Origin of the sequence: Caldanaerobacter sp. (assembly GCF_049701115.1) — a bacterium.
In the GTDB taxonomy this organism is placed as follows: Bacteria; Bacillota; Thermoanaerobacteria; order Thermoanaerobacterales; family Thermoanaerobacteraceae; genus Thermoanaerobacter.
This window is the reverse complement of sequence record NZ_JBNATX010000017.1, coordinates 1-20,284: the sequence shown is the minus strand read 5'-3', so window position 1 is coordinate 20,284 and position 20,284 is coordinate 1. Positions and strand designations below refer to the sequence as shown.

General features: G+C 35.7%; 19 protein-coding genes, 1 tRNA gene and 1 pseudogene. 17 read left to right on the top strand and 4 right to left on the bottom strand.

The features are described from left to right. Positions 1–2: 2 nt before the first annotated feature. Both ACPLVE_RS06480 and ACPLVE_RS06475 read left to right on the top strand, forming a co-directional pair. Positions 3–722 (top strand): creatininase family protein, encoded by a 720-nt coding sequence (locus ACPLVE_RS06480; protein ID WP_424610751.1) that lies wholly within the window; start codon positions 3–5, stop codon positions 720–722. A 95-nt stretch (positions 723–817) separates the two neighbouring features. Further along, the gene (locus tag ACPLVE_RS06475; RefSeq protein WP_424610750.1) at positions 818–1,372 is read left to right on the top strand and encodes a gamma carbonic anhydrase family protein; all 555 of its coding nucleotides are present in this window, start codon (positions 818–820) and stop codon (positions 1,370–1,372) included. Here ACPLVE_RS06475 and ACPLVE_RS06470 read toward each other — a convergent pair. Beyond that, positions 1,366–2,718 carry a PIG-L deacetylase family protein gene (locus tag ACPLVE_RS06470; protein WP_424610749.1) on the bottom strand — a complete coding sequence of 451 codons (1,353 nt, stop codon included), beginning with the start codon at positions 2,716–2,718 and terminating at the stop codon, positions 1,366–1,368. The two genes, ACPLVE_RS06475 and ACPLVE_RS06470, sit on opposite strands and share 7 nt — an antisense overlap. A gap of 115 nt (positions 2,719–2,833) precedes the next feature. On the opposite strand from ACPLVE_RS06470, the gene nagB reads away from it, so the two are divergent. The 4 genes from nagB to ACPLVE_RS06450 all read left to right on the top strand — a co-directional run bounded on the left by nagB (position 2,834) and on the right by ACPLVE_RS06450 (position 6,352). After that, a complete protein-coding gene (nagB, locus tag ACPLVE_RS06465) occupies positions 2,834–3,595 on the top strand; it encodes a glucosamine-6-phosphate deaminase (protein ID WP_424610748.1) in 762 nt (253 codons plus the stop codon). Positions 3,596–3,688: 93 nt separating this feature from the next. Then, positions 3,689–5,026, top strand: coding sequence for a phenylacetate--CoA ligase family protein (locus ACPLVE_RS06460; protein WP_424610771.1), 1,338 nt, complete (start codon positions 3,689–3,691; stop codon positions 5,024–5,026). Positions 5,027–5,107: 81 nt separating this feature from the next. Next, the gene (locus tag ACPLVE_RS06455; RefSeq protein WP_424610747.1) at positions 5,108–5,764 is read left to right on the top strand and encodes a cytochrome c biogenesis CcdA family protein; all 657 of its coding nucleotides are present in this window, start codon (positions 5,108–5,110) and stop codon (positions 5,762–5,764) included. Between the two features lie 12 nt (positions 5,765–5,776). Further along, positions 5,777–6,352: a TlpA family protein disulfide reductase gene (locus ACPLVE_RS06450; protein ID WP_424610746.1), complete on the top strand. Its 576-nt coding sequence runs from the start codon at positions 5,777–5,779 to the stop codon at positions 6,350–6,352. A gap of 33 nt (positions 6,353–6,385) precedes the next feature. On the opposite strand, the gene ACPLVE_RS06445 is transcribed toward ACPLVE_RS06450, so the two are convergent. Beyond that, entirely contained in the window at positions 6,386–7,873 is a 1,488-nt protein-coding gene (locus ACPLVE_RS06445; RefSeq protein ID WP_424610745.1) for an aminotransferase class I/II-fold pyridoxal phosphate-dependent enzyme, read from the bottom strand. A 310-nt stretch (positions 7,874–8,183) separates the two neighbouring features. Here ACPLVE_RS06445 and ACPLVE_RS06440 point away from each other — a divergent pair, with 310 nt between their 5' ends. The 8 genes and pseudogenes from ACPLVE_RS06440 to ACPLVE_RS06405 all read left to right on the top strand — a co-directional run bounded on the left by ACPLVE_RS06440 (position 8,184) and on the right by ACPLVE_RS06405 (position 15,052). Beyond that, a complete protein-coding gene (locus ACPLVE_RS06440) occupies positions 8,184–10,637 on the top strand; it encodes an ASKHA domain-containing protein (RefSeq protein ID WP_424610744.1) in 2,454 nt (817 codons plus the stop codon). A 112-nt stretch (positions 10,638–10,749) separates the two neighbouring features. After that, positions 10,750–11,319, top strand: coding sequence for a GNAT family N-acetyltransferase (locus ACPLVE_RS06435; RefSeq protein ID WP_424610743.1), 570 nt, complete (start codon positions 10,750–10,752; stop codon positions 11,317–11,319). A 178-nt stretch (positions 11,320–11,497) separates the two neighbouring features. Next, positions 11,498–11,586: transfer RNA gene (locus tag ACPLVE_RS06430), tRNA-Leu, on the top strand. A gap of 72 nt (positions 11,587–11,658) precedes the next feature. After that, positions 11,659–12,066 (top strand): hypothetical protein, encoded by a 408-nt coding sequence (locus tag ACPLVE_RS06425; RefSeq protein WP_424610742.1) that lies wholly within the window; start codon positions 11,659–11,661, stop codon positions 12,064–12,066. A gap of 63 nt (positions 12,067–12,129) precedes the next feature. Next, the gene (locus ACPLVE_RS06420) at positions 12,130–12,312 is read left to right on the top strand and encodes a hypothetical protein (RefSeq protein ID WP_424610741.1); all 183 of its coding nucleotides are present in this window, start codon (positions 12,130–12,132) and stop codon (positions 12,310–12,312) included. A gap of 23 nt (positions 12,313–12,335) precedes the next feature. Beyond that, positions 12,336–12,551: pseudogene (locus ACPLVE_RS06415) on the top strand (tyrosine-type recombinase/integrase); the annotation flags it as partial. Positions 12,552–12,988: 437 nt separating this feature from the next. Further along, positions 12,989–13,564, top strand: coding sequence for a Uma2 family endonuclease (locus tag ACPLVE_RS06410; RefSeq protein ID WP_424610740.1), 576 nt, complete (start codon positions 12,989–12,991; stop codon positions 13,562–13,564). A gap of 624 nt (positions 13,565–14,188) precedes the next feature. Further along, on the top strand, positions 14,189–15,052 hold the full coding sequence (locus tag ACPLVE_RS06405; protein WP_424610739.1) for a VanW family protein: 864 nt from the start codon (positions 14,189–14,191) through the stop codon (positions 15,050–15,052). A 55-nt stretch (positions 15,053–15,107) separates the two neighbouring features. Here ACPLVE_RS06405 and ACPLVE_RS06400 read toward each other — a convergent pair whose 3' ends face one another. Together ACPLVE_RS06400 and fba are read right to left on the bottom strand one after the other, a co-directional pair. Continuing rightward, positions 15,108–16,343 carry a 6-phosphofructokinase gene (locus ACPLVE_RS06400; protein ID WP_424610738.1) on the bottom strand — a complete coding sequence of 412 codons (1,236 nt, stop codon included), beginning with the start codon at positions 16,341–16,343 and terminating at the stop codon, positions 15,108–15,110. 27 nt (positions 16,344–16,370) lie between these two features. Then, positions 16,371–17,342 carry a class II fructose-1,6-bisphosphate aldolase gene (fba, locus tag ACPLVE_RS06395; protein ID WP_424610737.1) on the bottom strand — a complete coding sequence of 324 codons (972 nt, stop codon included), beginning with the start codon at positions 17,340–17,342 and terminating at the stop codon, positions 16,371–16,373. A gap of 598 nt (positions 17,343–17,940) precedes the next feature. On the opposite strand from fba, the gene ACPLVE_RS06390 reads away from it, so the two are divergent. The 3 genes from ACPLVE_RS06390 to ACPLVE_RS06380 all read left to right on the top strand — a co-directional run bounded on the left by ACPLVE_RS06390 (position 17,941) and on the right by ACPLVE_RS06380 (position 20,003). Next, positions 17,941–18,156: a hypothetical protein gene (locus tag ACPLVE_RS06390; protein WP_424610736.1), complete on the top strand. Its 216-nt coding sequence runs from the start codon at positions 17,941–17,943 to the stop codon at positions 18,154–18,156. An 82-nt stretch (positions 18,157–18,238) separates the two neighbouring features. After that, complete coding sequence (locus ACPLVE_RS06385; RefSeq protein ID WP_424610735.1) at positions 18,239–18,448, top strand: hypothetical protein; 210 nt, start codon at positions 18,239–18,241, stop codon at positions 18,446–18,448. Beyond that, on the top strand, positions 18,402–20,003 hold the full coding sequence (locus ACPLVE_RS06380; protein ID WP_424610734.1) for an amidohydrolase: 1,602 nt from the start codon (positions 18,402–18,404) through the stop codon (positions 20,001–20,003). The genes ACPLVE_RS06385 and ACPLVE_RS06380 overlap by 47 nt, the downstream gene beginning before the upstream one ends. Positions 20,004–20,284 lie beyond the last annotated feature (281 nt).

Sequence of the window (20,284 nt, the reverse complement as noted above, 5' to 3'; positions counted from 1 at the left end):
CTATGTACATAGTGGATTATACATCTGATGACTTCCAGAAAAATTTAAAAAAATCAGATATAGTAATAGTGCCCGTTGGCTCTGTAGAAGCTCATGGTCAGCACCTTCCTCTTGGGACAGATATTTTTTCTCCCAGGCTTTTTTGTAAAATGATTGAAGAAAAAATTGGTGATTATGTGTGGATTGCTCCAGAGATACCTTATGGTCAAAGCTATGACCTTTCAGTCTATCCCGGGACAATTCACGTGCCTTCAGAAGTGCTGGCAGAGTATGTATATGCTGTTGGGAAAAGTTTATATGAAAATGGCCTAAAAAAGCTTATATTTTTAAATGGGCACGGGGGTAATATCACTGCTTTAAACCTTGCCAGTGAAAAGCTGGTTCAACTAGGGATGACCGTCCTTACAATAAACTGGTGGTTAGATTTTTCAAAAGAGATCCTCACAATTACAGAGGGGCAGGGACATGCTGGAGAAGACGAGACGTCAGCGATTTTGTATTACGATGAAAGACTTGTTAAGATGGAGAAGGCCACAAAAAATATAAAGAAGCCTATTTACAGGGTTTATTTTAAAGACAGGGGAAAAACGCTTTATGAAAATGCTATGTCAGGGGATGCTACACTTGCGACAAAAGAAAAAGGTGAAAAGATCTTCAAACTCGTGACGGAAAAAATTATTGAAGTAATAATGAATGTAAAAAATGAAATTTTTTATTTTTAGAATTGCACTTCTTGTTGTGAAGTGCTTTTTTTTATGGTATAATATAAACAACTGTTATAACCAGGTATAATGATTAACTTATATGGGGTGAAATTATGATTAGAGAAGATATATTTGGAAATTATCCCCAAATATCTCATACTTCTTATATAGATGATACAGCTATTTTGATAGGAAACATTGTGGTAGGAGAAAATGTATATATCGGACCCAATGTTGTTATAAGAGCAGACGAAATAGATGATAATTATCGAGTAGGTAAAATAATCATAAAAGACAGGGCTGTGATTTACGATGGATCAATCATCAACACTATAGGAGCTTCCCAAATCACGATAGGAGAGGGAGCTATAATATCCAATGGTGTGATAATAAAGGGAGAGTGCCATGTAGGAAATTTCACTATTTTGAATGTCAAAAGCATTATAGTCAATTCTCATATAGGTAATAACTGTTATATAGGAATTGGGACTGCTTTAGAAGGGATAAAAATGCCTGACAATACTATGGTGGAGTCGGGGGTGTTTTTGAAAGAAGATAACATAGAGATTTTTTTAAAACCTCTAGATATAGGCAAGAAAGGTTTTGCAGAAAAATTTAATTCTTTAGGGAAAATAGTGGGCAACCCTTACAGGTTATTAGGCTACTGAATTTTCTTTAAAAGTTTCCATGCTGTTTTATCGACAAGTTTTTTTCCTGAAAAAGTAGATGCCGAGAGGTAAATCGCGTCAAATTCTTTATCTACGGGAAAAGATATGTATAATATTCCGTTTTTTATGAAACCTTTTGCTTTTAAAGGAAATATTTTTTTATTTTTAAATTTAATGCTTTGCCTTTTTACTTCCTTGTAATCTTCAAAAAATATGATATTCACACTGTATTCATATTCTTCTCTTGCCTTTTCCCTGCATTTTATAGCTATGGTCATGACGTCGTCTTTCATGTATCCATATACAGCTATTATGTCAAGACTGCCGTTTTCATAATCCCTCAAATTGTCTTTCACAGGATCCAATATTATTTTATACTCTTCAAAATTCAAATTTTTATTGTACTTTTTCAATTTGCCATTACTGTAAAAGCCATAGAGCTCTGTTTTCCTGTCGAAAGCCAGCAGGAAATCTTTCATTACCTTCATTTGAGTTTTGTACATGGCTATGGCTTTACCTTTTTTTTCTACTTCCTCTTTAGAAAGAGGATATAAATGCCATTCTGTTCCCGTTTTTAAAAGAGAAGGCGGCGGATTTAAATTTAAGTGAGGTTGCTTTAGTAAAGGTAAGGGCCAGTCGTTCCTATGGACAATGTACAAAAACTGGGGAATTTGGTCTTTTTTTAATGTATAAAGCGTGTATTTTACAAAACTATTTGTTGCCCAGTGATCTGGATGGAGTTCATTAGGATGAGGATATACTACCAAAGTAGGGTTATATCCTTCTATAATGGATTTCAAATCCTTTAAGACATTTTTCCCTATATGTTTAGCGCATTTTGAATAAGAATTTACATAAGGTGAGCAAGTCTTTTTGGTTCCATAGCTTAACAAAGGTTTTTCAAAATTTTGCCACCATAATGCTGCTAGGCCTTTGTCGGGATATCCTAAAAATATTATGTTTTCTTTCTTTACACCCAGGTATTTTAGTGCAGAAAGGGTTTCTTTTTGCCTTTCGTATCCTAATCGCAGAAAATCTTGAGGTGTTGGGTCAAAAATACCATAGTTTTCTACGACTGCCCTTTTAAAAGAATCCCCGTTTGTCATGACTACTACTTTTACTTCCCCTCCAAACTTAACTACATCTTGTATCAATCCTCCGGCCGCTAAAGTTTCATCATCTGGATGCGGAGCAATGATTAATACTCTTTGATACATGGAAGGAATGGGATATATTTTTTTCACAACTCTTTTCTTCCCATAATAATAACCACTTATTTCAATTAATGTAAATAGCAAAAAAACAACTAATAAAAGTATTACAGCGTATTTTACCTTCCTTGTCATTTTTTACACTTCCTTTCTATCTCCTAAGCTTTATTATTTACACTTTCTTTTTCTTTTATGGTATAATAAAAGCCGTAAAGTGAGTTTAAAAAGAAAATTAGTGGGGGTCAAGATGATGAGAGTGATGATAGTAAGAGACTATGATGAAATGAGCAGAAGAGCTGCAGAAATTGTAAAAGAGCAGATCCTGAAAAAACCCGATGCTGTTTTAGGGCTTGCTACAGGTTCTACTCCTTTGGGTTTGTATAGATATTTGATACAAATGTACAAAAATGGTGAAATCGACTTTTCAAGAGTAATCACCTTTAATTTAGATGAATATATAGGTCTTCCTCCAGAGCACCCGCAAAGTTATCATTACTTTATGTTCGAAAATTTATTTAATCACATAAACATTAAAAGAGAAAATGTACATATTCCGAGTGGAATTGCTGAAAACTTGGAAGAAGAATGTAAAAGATACGAAAGAGAGTTAAAGGAGAAGGGGCCTATTGACCTTCAAGTGCTAGGTATTGGCGTAAATGGTCATATAGGTTTTAATGAGCCAGATGAAAGTATTGAAACAAAAACCCACATAGTGACATTAACGGAAGATACTATAAATGCTAATAAGAGGTTTTTCAAAAGCATAGAAGAAGTGCCAAGAAGAGCAATCACTATGGGATTAGCCAGCATTATGAGGGCGAAAAAAATTATACTTTTAGCATCAGGAAAAAGCAAAGCCAATGCCATAAGAGAAACTTTAAAAGGAAAATTGACCACAAAAGTGCCTTCTACTGTTTTGCTGCTGCATTCAAATGTAACTATTATAATAGATAAAGAAGCGGCTTCTCTTCTTACGGACAAAGAGCTGACCAATGTGGAACTGATAGATTAGGGCGCAAGCCCTTTTTTATTTTGTAGGAATTTTTACTTTGAGGTATAATAGGTTAGAGGATTACATAAATTTGGCTTAATAGTGGTGAGAAAGATGGTAAAGATGTTTTTAAAAGGATTTCAACTTTTAAGCCATAATAAGTGGGATAGGGAAAGGATTCTTGAATACAGTGAAAAGAAAATGAGGGAAATTATAAAATATGCTTATAATTCAAGTAGGTTTTATGAGAAATTTTATGCAGAGCATGGAATAAAAGAAAAAGACTTAGAGATGATACCAATTGGAGAATTGCCTATGATAGACAAGGAATTGGTGAGAGACAATTTTTTTGAAATAATGACTGGTAATATATCTATAAAAGATATAGAAAATGCTATTAAGACTAACGAACTTATGGTAAAAATAGGTGAATTTATCCTTGTCCATACTTCGGGAAGCACAGGGAAACCGTGTAATTTTCTTTATGACGAGGAAGGACTTGATACAATAGAGGCGAATATGGTTCGCATAAGCGTAGGAGGAAAAAATTCAATTGAGCTTAAAGATTTTCCCATAAAAGTGCTGTACATTGCCGCTGTAGGAAGTGGTTATGCTGCTACAACTCTTGCAATAAATGGAATTAAAAAGTATAAAGCTAAAAGCATTGTAGTAGACATAAAAGAACCTATTGATACTTGGAAAGTGAAAATTGAATCTTTTAAACCTGTATACGTAGCTGGCTATCCTTCTTGTGTAAAAATACTGGCGGATATGAAAGAGAAGGGAGAAATTGATATCAAACCTAAAAAGGTAATAACAGGAGGAGAGCCTTTAAATAAAGAAGTCAAAGAATATTTGGTTTCTGTCTTTGACGCCGATATAATAGACTATTATGGTTGTACCGAGTCCATATTTTTAGGAATGGGATCCAGCTGGTATGAAGGCATGTATTTGATGGATGACATGAATTATGTGGAAGTAGATGAATTGGGTAGACTCATCATAACGCCTCTTTACAATAAGGCTTTTCCTCTCATAAGGTATAGATTGAAAGATGTGGTAGAAGGCTTTGACAAATTCCATAAAGGCGTTTTGCCTTACACTTATATCAAGAGAGTTGTTGGAAGAGAAGAAGAGATGATGTGGTTTAAAAATGAAAGAGGGGGAAGTGATTTTCTCCATCCGCTTTTTATTGATGACCTTGACGTTCAGGGGCTAAAGGAATATCAATTTGTCAAAACTTCAGAGGAAAGTTTTGTATTGAATTGTGTAAAATTTGACGATTACAGCAGTGACATAGAAAAACAAATAAGAAGGCAAATCGATGAGTTTTTGATGAAAAAAAAGTTAAGAAATGTGAGGTATGAGATACGCTTTTTAAAAGAATTGCAAATCGATAAAAATACAGGGAAGGCGAAAATGGTCATAGATTACACAAAAGACAAAAGGTAATTTTTGTATTTTTCTTGTTATTTGAGGGAAGGTATGCTATAATACTATTAGTTAAACCCTATAGGGGAGGGAGGTATTTTTGTGCCAATCTATACTGCATTTGCGGCAGGAATCGTATCTTTTTTATCACCCTGTGTTCTTCCATTGATTCCCGCTTACGTTTCGTATATTTTCGGGAATAAAAAGAATAATGTGGTGAATTTGCTTCTCTTTGTACTGGGATTTAGCTTAATTTTTGTGTTGATGGGAGCGACAGCAAGCCAATTGGGGAAACTTTTTTTATCTTATAAAGATGCTTTTAGGAAGATTAGCGGGATAATAATAGTAATTTTTGGGCTTCAAATGACAGGATTTTTTAGGCCCCTTTTTTTGAATAAAGATGTTAAGCTAATCAATATAGAAAATATACAGACTGGTTATATAGGTTCTTTTATACTCGGGGTTACGTTTGCAGCAGGTTGGACGCCCTGTGTAGGTCCTATTTTGGCTTCTATTTTATTATATGCCGGTTCTGTAAGTACTTTAAGTGTAGGGGTAATACTTCTTTTTGCTTATTCCATGGGGTTAGGGATTCCTTTTATTGTTACGGCTCTTCTAATTGACAAGTTTAAAACCATGTACAAAAAGATTAATAGGATACTCCCCTACATAGAAGTTGTAAGTGGTGTTATTTTGATAATATTTGGAATTTTACTTTATTTTAATATGCTTACAAAAATAGCAGGGTATCTTTATTAAGAGGTGATAAAAGTGAAGAATAAAAGTTTAGTTTTTACAATTGTTGCAATTGCGCTTATAGGAGCTTTGATTTTTGTTTTAAATAGTTATACTAAAACTGCAGAACCGGTCCCTTCAAAAATGGAAAATCAAGCTAAGCTAAATTCTTCTAATGAAGAGCGCAAGGTAGGAAATGAAATAGGGGATATAGCTCCTGATTTCACTTTAAAGGACCTTAATGGCAATACCGTTACTCTATCAAGTTTAAGAGGGAAAAAAGTTATACTCAACTTTTGGGCTACTACTTGTCCTTACTGTAAAATTGAGATGCCTGCTTTGGATAAGTTTATAAGGGCGCATAAAGATGATACTGTTTTGTTGGCTATTGATTTAGGGGAGAGCGAAGTGAAAGTTAGACAGTATTTAGAAGGAAAGGGATACCAGTTTACTGTGCTTTTAGATTCAGATTTAGGCACAGCTTACGATTATAAAATACAATTTATACCAGTCTCTTATTTTATAGATAAAAATGGTATAATAAGGGCTATTAGTAATGGAGCTATGACTTACGATGAAATAGAGGAATATTATAAATCTCTTTCAGAATGAAAAAGAGTATCTCTCCAGCGAGAGATACTCTTTTTATGCAATTACATTTAAGGCCTGTCTATAATTTACGACCTTTATATAATTTGCTTCAGGGTCTTCTGTGCCTTGAATGCTTAAGTTTGCCTCTTTCATTTTTTCTACATAGTCTATAATATCCATTGTTATTCTTTCTCCAGGACAGAGAACAGGTATGCCAGGAGGATAAGCCATCAAAAACTCTGCACTTATCTGTCCTATGCTTTCCCTCAAGGGTAATGAGACTGTAGGTGCATTAAAGGCATACCTAGGAGAGACCACTAATTCAGGGATTTCTGGTATATCTAAGGGTTTTGCTACTTCTATGCTTTCATTGTACAGTTCGTCGCTTATCTCTCTTAAAGCCCGGAGCAAATAATCTACCTTTTCTTTTGTATCTCCTATCGAAAAGACGCAAAGTACATTGTACATGTCAGAAAGTTCCACTTGAATGTAATATTTTTCTGCAAGGATTCTTTCTAATTGATGGCCGGTTATTCCTAAGCCTTTTGCAGTTATAGTTACTTTAGTGGGGTCAAAGTCATAAGCACCATCCCGACCTACTATTTCCTCTCCAAAGCAGTAAAGTCCTTTGATTTTATTTATCTCTTTTCTTGCATATTCGGCTAATTCTATCGTTCTATCAAGAAGTTTTTTACCTTCTGTAGCCATTTGCATTCTGGCTACATCCAAAGAAGCTAATAATATATACGAAGGACTAGTAGTTTGCAATAAGCTCATAACCTGCTTTACTCTATTTATATCTATCCTATCTCCTTTGACATGAAGCATTGAACTTTGTGTCATGGAACCTATTATTTTATGAGTGCTTTGAGCACATATATCGGCTCCTGCTTCCATAGCGGAGATAGGAAGTTTTTCGTTGAATTTGAGGTGAGGGCCATGAGCTTCATCTACCATCAAAATTGCTCCATAATCGTGTACAATTTCAGCAATTTTTACTATGTCTGCAGAAACTCCGTAATAAGTCGGATTGATGATTAAAACTGCTTTTGCATCAGGATGCTGTCTTAAAGTTTTTTCGACCGTTTCAGGGGTGACATTCAAGGCAACCCCGATATTTTTGTCAATCTCTGGCTGCATATAAACTGGTATTGCTCCACTTAATATTATTCCAGATGTTACAGATTTGTGGATGTTTCTTGGTACGATTATTTTTTCATCTTCACCCATTACGCTAAGGATCATGGCCTGTATAGCTCCAGAAGTTCCATGGATTGAGAAAAATGTTGCGTCTGCTCCAAAAGCTTCTGCTGCCAACTCTTGAGCGTATTTAATAGGACCTGTTGGTTTATGCAAGCTGTCTACTTGCTGGAATACGGTGACGTCCATTGAGAGCACGTTTTTCCCGACGAAATCCAGAAATTTTTTGGCCATGCCCTCGCCCTTTTTGTGTCCAGGTACGTGGAAGGGTATTGTATTATTATTCACATATTCCATTAAAGCATCAAATAAAGGGGTTTGAGTTTGATCAAGTCTTTTCAACCCTTTCACACCTCTTTCATAATTTTTAGTCCTTTAAAACCCCTGTAAAAATAATCATTATTAACAACTCAGTTTATTATAAAGCATAAACAATAAAATTTCAATAATAAATTTGGCTTTTTGAAGCTTTCTTCGTAAAATTTTTGTTAAAACATTTGTACTGGCACTATACTATATACTATGTTATCTAAAGAGAATTGTCAAAGACATTTTATTGAAAATAAAAGTTTGCAAACGTTTTTTAATTTGATTTTTGAAAATTTGTCTGTATAATATAAAACAAGTCAAATATGTTAGGGAGCTGGTATAAATGATTGTAACAGAAAACGTGGTTAAAATTGTTTTAGAGAGATTAGAAAATATGGGATTCAAGGTAGAACAAATTCATAAAGAGGTGGAGGAGGCAGTAGAAGAGTGTAAGTCTTTTTGTAATCACAGGTCAAAATACGAAATATATGAAAAATTTGTAATAGAAGAAGACAGAGTAGTTATAGAGAATTTAAAAGTTTTGAAGGGAGAAACCGTTTCTAAAAGTTTAAAAGGAAGTGAATACATACTTGCTGGTGTTATCACATTAGGGAAAGATATAGAAGAAAAAGGTAAGGAATTTTTCGAAAGAGGTGAATATACAAAAGGGCTTATTTGGGATATTGTTTCTAATGTATTTTTAGAGAAATTTACTTTAGATTTTTGGGAAGATATGAAAAAGAAGGTAGAAACTTATGGTAAAAAAATTACACCTCCGCTTTTTCCGGGCAGTGGTTGGGATATAGAAAATCAAGCTGCTGTAGTTGAGCTTGCAGGTGCAAAAGAGATTGGAGTAGGATTAAACGAAAGTTTCAATATGGTGCCCGCGAAGAGTGTGTCTTTTATCTGTGGAATAGGGGATAGTGTGCAGAGTTGTGAGATTACATCTACTTGCGATACATGCCCGTTTGTGAATTGCATTTACAGAAAAAATATTATGTCAAATAAATTAGGAGAAAAAGAATACAAGATTACGGTATATCATGAGGGAAAAGAAAGAGTTATAATGGCTAGAGAAGGGGAAAATCTATTTTTTGTTTTATCAAAAAATGGAATATATTTGCCTAATTCTTGTGGCGGCAATAGAGTATGCGGTAAATGCAGAGTAAAATTAGATAAGGTAGGGCAGGTAAGCAAAGAGGAAGCCTATTTTTTATCTAAGCATGATATAGAAAACGGAGTAAGGCTCGCCTGCTTTGTTGAAATATACGACGATTTGAGGGTAGAAGTGCTTTATAAAGAAAGAGGAGCAAGAATTTTGACTGACAGGGGATTAGAAGATACTGATGTTTTTAATTTAGACAGCAGAATAAGCATAAAAGATGTAATTGCTACATTGCCAAATTTAGAAGATCAGAAAGATTTCCTGTGCAGGCTAAAAAAGTTGGGCGAAAAAGACTTTAAAGTTCCTTTAAAACTTTTAAAGAAACTGCCTTCTTATTTTGAGGAAGAAAAGAATTTAAAATTAGTTATAAGAGGGAATGAGCTCATTGACATAAAAGATGCGGGTATGAAAGGGGAATATGGGATAGCTATAGATATAGGAACAACTACCATTGTAGCTTATCTTTATGACTTAGATTCAGGGAAGGAAATTTCTCTTTATTCTTCTTTAAATCCTCAGAGGAGTTTTGGAGCAGATGTAATATCTAGAATTGAATACGCTATGAAAGATGAAAAAGGCTTTTTTACATTGCATTCAATGCTAGTGGAAGAGATAAACAAGGCTGTTTCTAAGTTTTCACAAAAAGATGGTATAAGGTCAGATGAAATATATGAAATAGTAGCAGTTGGTAATCCCACTATGATACACATGCTTCTTGGGGTAGAGGTTAAAAACTTAGCTATATCTCCATATGTACCAACTTTTACTTCTTCAATAGAGATAAAGGCGAGAGATTTAGGAATAAATATAAATGAAGAAGCTTATCTTATAACTCTTCCACTTTTATCTGCTTACGTTGGGGCAGACACCATTGCTGCTGTTTTGGCTACTAACATGGATAGGGAAGAAGAGATAACACTGCTCATTGATATTGGAACAAATGGGGAGATGGTTTTGGGTAATAAGGATAGGATGGTAGCAACTTCTGCTGCTGCAGGTCCTGCTTTCGAAGGAGGAGGTATTACCTTTGGAATGCCTGCCGTAGAAGGAGCCATAGACCGCGTGGATATGAAGAAAAACCCTCCATACAGCACGATTGGAGGAAAAAAGCCTAAAGGTATATGTGGTTCTGGTATTGTTGATGCTATTGCAGAATTTTTAAGGCATGGCATAATAGACAGGACAGGAAGGTTTCTAAAAGAGGAAGGAATTTTTAGAGAAAGGATGTCGGTATATAACGAAGAGGATGCTTTCTTGATAGGGGAAGGAATATATATAACTCAAAAGGATATAAGGCAAATACAAATGGCAAAAGGAGCTATAAGAGCGGGTGTGGAAATAATGATGGAAGAGATGGGTATAAAATTCGAAGACATTAAAAAGGTGCGGTTAGCAGGAGGTTTTGGAAATTATATTTCACCAGAAAGTGCAGTGGAAATAGGGCTTATACCGAAAGAACTTAAAGATAGAATTTCCCAAGTAGGTAACAGTGCAGGGAAAGGAGCCATAATGTGCCTTCTTTCAGAAAAAGAATTTGAAAGGGCTAGAGCTTTAAAAGAGAAAATTAAGTATATTGAGCTTTCTATTTATCCAGATTTTCAAAAGAAATTTATAGAGGGTATGTACTTTTGATTTTCTTTTTAGCTTAATGCTATGTTTGAAACCGGTAATAACAATATCATGGAATAGAAGTTTTATTTGATTTATGCTATAATAAGTTAAAATTTTTTAGGGGGTTTTGGTCATGTTAAAAAGTGATAGAATTGAACTTGTTCCATTTGAGAGCAAATATTTTGAAAAATTTGTAGAGTTTTGGAATAGTGATGATACTAGAAATTGGACAGTGGCTGGTATACCATATCCTGTTACAGTAGAAACTGTTGCAGAAAGGTGGAAAACAAAAAAAGATCCAAAAGAAAGTGGAGAATTTGCTATAATACTTAGGAGCACAGGTGAATATATAGGAAATATTTCATATAATAATGTTGACTGGAAAAATAGAAACTGTGAGATTGCGATATTGATTGGAGACGAAAAATACAGAAATAAAGGCTTTGGTACAGAAGCTTTAAATTTACTATTGGATTTTATTTTTAATGAATTAAATTTACATCGAGTAGAGTTAAGGGTTTTTGATTTTAATGAGAGAGCAATAAAAAGTTACGAAAAATGTGGTTTTAAGAAAGAAGGGCTGTTAAGAGAAGTAGTATATAAACATGGCAAGTACATAAATGAATATGTAATGGGAATTTTAAAAGAGGAGTTTATTAATAGAAACAATTATTACCAGGGAAATAATGATAATAATAAGTGAACAAGGAGGCTAACCGTGGAAGCTTTCGTTGGAGTTGAGGCCTTTTGGAAGTAGGATTATTTAAAGGTAATAAGGAGATGAAATTTCTGTAGATAGGAACAGAAGAAAGTGAATTTCTATTTTTAAAAGGGTATTGAAATTTTTATTTATATATGATATCATATCAACTGTAGCAGTTGCCGAAGTGGTGGAACTGGCAGACGCGCTGGACTCAAAATCCAGTGGGGCTCACACCCCGTGCGGGTTCGACTCCCGCCTTCGGCACCAGCTTAAAAATCAAGGTTTTAGCGGATTAACCCCCTCAAACCGAATCCGGTGGGTCTGAAGGGGGTTATTTTTATGCGGAGAATTTCCAGATTAAACCCCAAACTATTGAATTTAAGTAAAATTCTGGATAAGCTCCTTGTTGTAAAGCGAGCTGACGGCATATCTCAGCGCACTTTGGATGATTATCACTACCATGTGAAGGCTTTTCTTGACTCAAGTCCAAACATTTCCACTTATGACGACCTTCAAAGAGCTGTTATACGCTACTTCAGTTACCCCTATTCACCCAGTTACAGGAATATCAAGTTACGCTACCCCAAAGTTTTCTTCAACTGGTGTGTGAGAGAAGGCTATCTCCCTGCAAATCTCACAGAGGGAATTAAAAAAGCCAAAGAGGATTTAAACACAGTGAAACACGTGCCTTTAGAGGACATTAAAAACTTCTTCAACAGCCTGATAAAAAGACCTATGCAGGTTTAAGGGATTAATTGCCTTATACTTGTTCAGATTGACACAGGAGCAAGACCGGGAGAGCTTTTTCAGGTGAGAGTGAGCGACCTCAATTTAGAAGCCAGAAAGCTGTACATACGCCGTGAAGTGTCTAAAACCCGTGTCAGTCGTACGTTAATTCTCTCTCCTTTTACCGTTCAAGCTATTGCCAAGTTTGTGAGACATGGTGGAATGATGAAGTACCTCTCTTTGCAACAGAAAATGGGAAACCACTAGACCGCAGTCAATGGGCTGAAAGAGTAGGGGAGTACTGCCAGAAAGCAGGTGTAAAAGTAACCCCTTACGGCTTAAGGCATACTTTTGCAATTGAATTTCTCAAAGCAGGAGGAGACCCCTTTAGCCTTCAGAGACTTTTAGGACACAGCGATTTAACCATGACAAAACGTTACATAAGGCTTTTGCAGGATGATATAAAAGAAGCACATGAGAAAGCTTTTCCTGTTCAAAGGCTTTAGCAGATGGGCAAAAGAACTCCCCGCTCTTTCAATTAGACAAAATCAGCATTTAGCATAATTGTAGATGATATCTGAATTTAATAGGTCTGTTATTAAAATGGGTTTTATCTGAACTATGAAGGATGTAAATGTGATAGTAAATGGAAAAGAACAGCGCTTTTGTAGATTCTGTTGTTTGCAAATACGCTATAACGGTGAGGTCAGTTATAAAAATTTTTTACCTACAAAATCTTGGCACTATAAATTGCACGAATACTCTTGCCTTTTGCTTTGAGTTCGTGTATCATAGTAATAAACCCATTCCCTGGCATTTTTATTTCCCTCCGGCCCTCTAAGGTTTAATTCAGATCATAGAAACGTTTCGACAGGGGATGAATCCAATTTCTACTCGTTGCACAGAGTTAACTATATGAAGATGTGTTAAGGAGTGTCGAAATATGCCTTTACCAAAAAAAGAACAAATTTACACTTATGAGGATTACTTAAACTGGCCAGATGACCAAAGAATAGAAATAATCAATGGACAGATTTATTTACTGACTCCTCCTTCAACAATTCATAAAAGGATATCAAGAGAGATATTTACAAGCTTCGCTGTGTATCTTAGAGGTAAGCAATGTGAAGTATTTAGTGCACCATTTGGAGTAAGGTTTGCTTCTGGAAATGAGAAAAGTGATAAAGAAATAAAGAATGTCGTAGAACCCGATATCGTAGTAGTATGTGATAAATCAAAACTAGATGATGAAGGATGCAAAGGAGCTCCTGATTTGATTGTTGAGATTACTTCTCCATCGACTGGAAGAAAAGATAAAGTAGAAAAGTTTAATTTATATGAAAAGCATGGGGTAAAAGAATATTGGATAGTAGAGCCTGAACTAAAAATAGTTAGTGTATTTACATTGCAAGAAAACAATAGATATGGTAGACCAGAAGTCTATACCGAAGAAGGCAAAATTAAAGTTTCCATTTTTGAAGATTTAGTAATAGATTTAAAAGATGTGTTCAATTACTAGAAAACGGAATACAGTAGAATGAAGTGCTTATTTTTTGCCTTTTTGCGTTTAAAAATAAAAAGATTGTTAAGTTAGAGGTGTACAGAAAATGATAGGTAGTAACACAGGAAGTATACGAGATAAAAAATTGATAATGATTACTTTAAAGAGTAATTGGACTGCGAAATTTTTACGAAAGTAGCTTTACATATCGCTATTTATACTAATCCATTATACCGATAATTTTTTTTGGCAGATAAGGAAGGGGACAACTTTTTTAATGCTTAATAAAAACTGCTTGTCTTCCTATTAACAGCAATTTTACTCTTTTCTCTAGCAGGCTGCGCTTCATCTCAAGGTATTCACCAAAAAGAAACCTACCAGGCACAGTCAAACGAAAAAGAACCAACCAGCGTAACAGAAAAGCAAGAACAAGACCAGGTTTCACAGTCAATCAGCAGTAATCAAACTGTCCAGGGAGAAAAATCAGGGTATAAAGCTGAAATAAACCTGACAAGAGCCAGAGTTACATTTTTTGTTAACAAAACAATTCAAACGAAAGGAGGGGGTTCTATATACAAAAGAGTAATATTTTTAATTGCGGCTATCATTTTTGCCGCTGTAAACACATTTGCTTTTGGTGCAGTGAAAGAAGAGCAGATAATTAGTAAAGGAATAGTTGATTCACCCAATGATCCCAAATTTGTCAACAACATAAAAAATGCAGTTAAAGCACTTGAGTACTTAGATGGTACTACAATTAAGCCTAATAAAATATTTTCTTTTAACAAAACGGTGGGTAAAAGAACACTACAGAGAGGTTTTGTAAAAGGTTTATCTGGTTCAGGCGGTTACTATTATCCTGACGTAGGCGGAGGAGTTTGTCAAACGGCTACTGCAGTATACAGAGCAGCAGTTAATGCAGGATTTAAAATAGTAGAAAGACACAAACATCTGTACGGGGCAATTTATGCTCCAAAAGGTGACGACGCAGCAATAGACTGGGATGCAAACTGGGATTTAAAATTTAAGAACACTTCTCCTTACACAATTATCATTCGGACCTACACGACACCAGAAAATAAGGCAGTAGTTGTGGAATTTGTCAAACAAGATGAACTTTCTTCTATACTACCAAAAAACTATAAAGTTAAAATCTTTGTAAATGATTCGGATATTACTTACAATCAGGACACAGGATTGCCGTTTATATTAGGTGAAAGAACTTATGTACCTATAAGAGCTACTGCAGAGCAGTTGGGAGCAGAAGTTAAGTGGGATAGTGTGGAGAATAGCGTAGAAATAAAATACAATGACAAAATGGTTAAATTTTTTATAGGACAAGAATACTATCTTATTGATACTCAAGAAAGTACTCTGGATGCTACTCCATTCATATCACCTTCAGATGGAAGGATATATATGCCTTTAAGATATTTGGCAGAGGGATTGGGGCTTGAAATAAAAGTTGAATTAATAGATGATGTAGTACAAATTAGGATGGAATAAAAAATGTAAATTTAAAAGATAAAGGGACGCGAAGCGGAAGGCGTCCCTTTTCAATTTACCAGAGATTATACTGATGTTTTAAACTTATATAGTTAGGTAATCCATCTATGGGAATCTTTACTTCTCCTTGTATGAGAGGCCTTGCATACTTAAAAAACTCATCTTTTACATAAGTACCGTCCTCTGAAATCCATGAAGTAGGTATTAGTTTTTCTTCATTACAAACTTTTTCTGCGTCGACCGTTTCAAAATGGACCACATAAGGGTCGTCATTATCTCTTATTATAGCTACCATTTTTCCACTCTCACCGTTTAGTGCGAACTGTACAGCCTTTCTTCCTACTTTTTCTGCCTCTTCAAAGTCCACCTGAGAGGCAAAGTGCAGTGCACTTCTTTGCGTAAATCCTAATCTTGTCATTCTTACTCTCTTGTATATCTTCTGTTTGATAAGATATTCAAGATAATCTCCGACTCCTCCAAGTTGTCTATGCCCGAAACTATCCTGTTTGTAAGATCCAGCGCCGGTTTCTATGTAGTTACCGCTTTCATCTTTGATTCCTTCTGAAACTGTTATAAAAACATTGCCATATTCTTTATAAGCTTGATTTACTTCTTCTAAAAACTTTTCTTCGTTAAAAGGAACTTCGGGGAGGTATATTAAATGTCTTAAATCTGGAAGTTTGTCTTTTACTAGAGCAGAAGATGCGGCAAGCCATCCGGCATTTCTGCCCATGACTTCCATTACATTTATTGTTTTTGTTTCATATGCTTCGCCATCCAGTGCAAGTTCTAAAGTTACTGTAGCTATGAATTTAGCTGCGCTCCCAAATCCTGGAGAATGATCGGTTAACAAAAGGTCGTTGTCTATAGTTTTCGGTATTCCAATAACATTTATTTCGAGACCTACTTCTTGAGCGTAACTGTGAATTTTATATACAGTTTCCATAGAATCATTGCCACCGATGTAGAAAAAGTACTTTATGTTATATTCGCTAAATATATCAAATAATTTTTTATACTCTTCGTCATTTTCTTTATAGTCCTTAAGTCTATATCTGCAAGAGCCAAGAGCAGCTGAAGGAGTAAACTTCATGTGATTGATTTTATCATAGGGTATTTCAAATATGTCAATTATTTTTTTCTTCAAGATGCCTTCTATTCCATTTATTCCTCCATATACTTTATCTATTTTTGAGGAATTAGAAGCTTCCATTATTACTCCATACAGGCTAGAGTTAATGACTGCCGTTGGACCACCCGATTGAGCCACCAAGCAGTTGGCTTTTGACATACTCTATACCCCCCTCAATTATTTCCTTTACTCTTTGTTTTTGTTTATTTCATCTAGGATTGCAGGTGCCCATCCGCTGCATCCCAATACATTCTTCATTTTATGCTTAACCATGTTTTTTATGGCCTCTCTACCTTCCTTCAAATACTGCCGTGGATCGAAATTTTCAGGATGCTCAGCAAGATGTTTTCTTATAGCGGCTGTCATTGCCAACCTCAAATCCGTATCTATATTTATCTTTAAAACTCCCAAAGTGGCAGCTTTCCTGAGCATATCCTCTGGAACACCTTTAGCACCTGATAACTTTCCTCCGTATTTGTTGCACATTTCAACGAATTCTGGGATTACAGTAGAGGCACCATGCAGAACTATCGGAAATCCTTCAGGAAGTCTTTTTACTATTTCCTGTAATCTTTCAAAGTCCAGACGGGGGTCACCCTTGAATTTATAAGCTCCGTGGCTGGTTCCTATAGCGACTGCAAGAGAATCTACTCCTGTTCGTTCTACAAATTCTGCTGCTTGATCTGGATCGGTAAGAAAAGCCTCGTGTTCCTGTACCTTGACGTTATCTTCGATTCCTGCTAACGTTCCAAGTTCTCCTTCAACAACTACGCCTTTTTCATGAGCATATTCTACTACTTTTTTGGTTAGCTTAACGTTTTCTTCAAAGGGCAATTTTGAGCCGTCGATCATCACAGAAGTAAAACCACCGTCTATGACCTCTTTACATATTTCAAAATCTTCCCCATGGTCCAAATGAAGAGCTATTGGTATTTCTGGTGCTTCTTCCACGGCCGCTTCTACAAGCTTTACTAAATAGGTGTGTTTAGCGTATTTTCTCGCACCCGGAGAAACCTGAAGTATGACCGGAGCCTGTTCTTCCTTTGCTGCTTCTATTATTCCCTGGATGATTTCCATATTGTTGATATTAAAGGCTCCTATCGCAAATTTACCTTCATAGGCTTTCTTGAACATTTCTCTAGTAGTAACTAAAGGCATATAAACTCCCCCTTTTGGTAATTTATTGGCCATGATGAATAAAAATGCTGGTCATGTTATTAATTTTATTTTAAACTATTTCACTGTAAAAGTACAGAGTTTTCAAGAATAAAAATTTTAACTGCGCAATAAATTTAGGGTGTGCTTGTCATCACGATCCATTAATTAAGGGTAGAAAGTAAAATTATTCACTGATTGAGCGAAAAAATAGCATTTTAAAATGCTCTGAAAAAGGTAATGCAAAATTTCAAAATCTTGTGGTAATATTGTATTGAGTCATTTCTCCTCCTGAAGGAATTGTTTTTATTTTTGCTTCCACTTTTATTTTAACCAGGAAGAGGAAATGGTTCAATCTCACTTCCACAAGTAAATAAACTTGATTGCGACCTGGATTTGATAATTATGATCAAAAAAGTGACACTCCCTTTCGCAACCGCTCTGGAAAATGGTATGTAAGCAAATATCTTTTTCCTGTGAATTTAACCTATTTTGCCTCAGGAAGAAAGAATAGTAGAAAAGGGCTACCATGAGATTTCGCTTTTGCTGGTGGAAAAGCTGACGGTGCTTTAAATATTGCTTTGCCGGTTGCAGTAACAACATGGGGGAAGTATTCTTCTGGGGCTCTTCAGCAGAACCCATAGTTGGATATTCAAAAGAAGAAATAATAGGTAAAGATTTGCATATGTTTATGATACAATATATGAGGCTGTACAAAGCTTATAGAGAAGTATTTAAAAAATTCTGTTTAACTGGAAAAGAAAGTGTCGCAGGTATGACAGTTGAGAGGAAGGTAATTTTACCTGGATCACTTTAAAGGGAAATTTATAACTCTGCTAACTGAAGATTCCTTGAATGTAAAAGAAGGGGTTCTTTGGTAGAACCTTGCCTCAAAAGCTATGAAGAAAGGTAAAGAAATCAAAGAGATTTTGGTGGTGGAAGATTCTGTACTTGCGAGGCTTATAGTAAAAGACATACGGAGAGGAGAAGGGTATAATGTAGCGGCTGAGGTTACTTCTGAAGAAGCAGTACGAGTGGATTATCTTGTTGGAGGGATAAAGTATGGATGTTGTTGGGTTTGTAAATGGAAAGATTTATACACGTTTTAAACCAAAGAAGATAGTAAATGCGTTGGTAGTGGTAAATGAACGAGTGGTCTATGCAGGAAAAAATGAAAAAGCAAAAGAAATTGTAAAACTTCTAAATGGGGAAATAGTTGATTTGGAAGGCAAAACCGTTCTACCAGGCTTTATAGACTCCCATATGCATCTTGACGAACTAGGAATGTACCTGAATATGGTTGACTTAAGAGGAGTTAGAAGCATAAGGGAGCTGAAGAAGAGGATCGGAGATTATGCCGAAAAAATGAAAACTACCTGGGTTATCGGGCATGGTTGGGATCAAGAGCTATTTGAGGAAAAGAGATGGCCAACAAGATGGGATTTAGATGAGGTTGTAAAAGATAGGCCTGTTATGCTTTCAAGAGTTTGCTTACATGCAGGTGTTCTTAACACTAAGGCAATGAAATTCACTGGACTTTTAGAAATTGACTCTCCTGGAGTAATAAAGAACGGGGATGGAGAACCTACCGGGATAGTTAAAGAAGAGGCATTTGAACTTGCGAGAGAGAAATTTAAGGAAACCCTGACTTTAGAAGATTATGAAAAGTTCTTTAAAACTGCAATGAGCTTTGCTGCATCGCAAGGAGTAACTACAGTAGGTTTTGTAAGTTGTGATGAAAAATCGATACAAGGACTTAGCAGACTAAAAGAAAAAGTAAACTTTTTAATAAGAGTTAGGGTTTATCTAGACCCGGGGAAAAGGGAAGTGAGCAATAAGGGGATGTACGGGAACAAAGATATTTTAGAGTCACTCAAAAAGCTCGGGATTAAGAGAGGGTTTGGAGATGAGAAGCTCAAGATTAATGGGATTAAAATTCTTGCCGATGGGAGCTTAGGGGCTAGAACTGCCTGGCTTTCCCAGCCGTATAGTGATGAAACATCTACAAGCGGTTATCCAAATATTGATAAGGAAACGTTAAAAGGGCTTATTGAAGAAGCACATGAAGCTGGACTGCAACTGGCAATTCATGGAATCGGGGATAAAACGATAGATATGATCCTCGACGCTTACGAGAATCTTGGAGATATTAAAAATGAAAGGCACAGGATAGAACATGCGTCGATTTTGAGAAAGGACCAAATCGAAAGAATAGCAAGACTTGGAGTGGTGGCTTCAGTACAGCCACGTTTTGTAATAACTGACTGGTGGGCAAAGAGCAGAGTTGGAAATGAAAGGGTTAAGTGGATTTATCCATTTAAGAGTATGCTTGAGAATAATATAAACATTGGCTTTGGAACCGATTGCCCCGTTGAAGTCATCAATCCATGGGAGACAGTTTATGCAGCGGTAACTAGAGGGAAATACGAAAATGTGCCCTATTATGAAGGCAGTAAAGAAGAGTGCTTAACATTAGAAGAAGCGCTCTATGCCTACACATTTGGTTCTGCCTACATAATGTTGGAAGAGGTGAATCTAGGAACTCTCGAAGAAAGAAAGCTGGCGGATTTCATAGTCGTTGATAGAGATCCCTTTGAAGTCGCGGAAAATGAACTGAAAGGAATAAAAATCTTGGAAACCTATGTTGGAGGTAAGAGATGGTAATATTGTATTGAGCCATTTCTCATCCCGAAAGAATAGTTTTTGGTTTTGCTTCCACTTTTATTCTAACCACAGGGAGGGTAGTGGCTCAACACCTTTTTGCACAATTATATAGACTTAACTTGACGAATATTATTCCAGATAAAAACACTAAAAAACCAATAAAAGCGCCCAAGGAGAATTCAGTTTGTTGACAAAACCCATATTAATTTAAGTGGCATTTTGTGTCAATGCTCCGGAGTTGCAAAGCGACTAAACTAAGGCTCACTTTTCGGGCTCAGGCG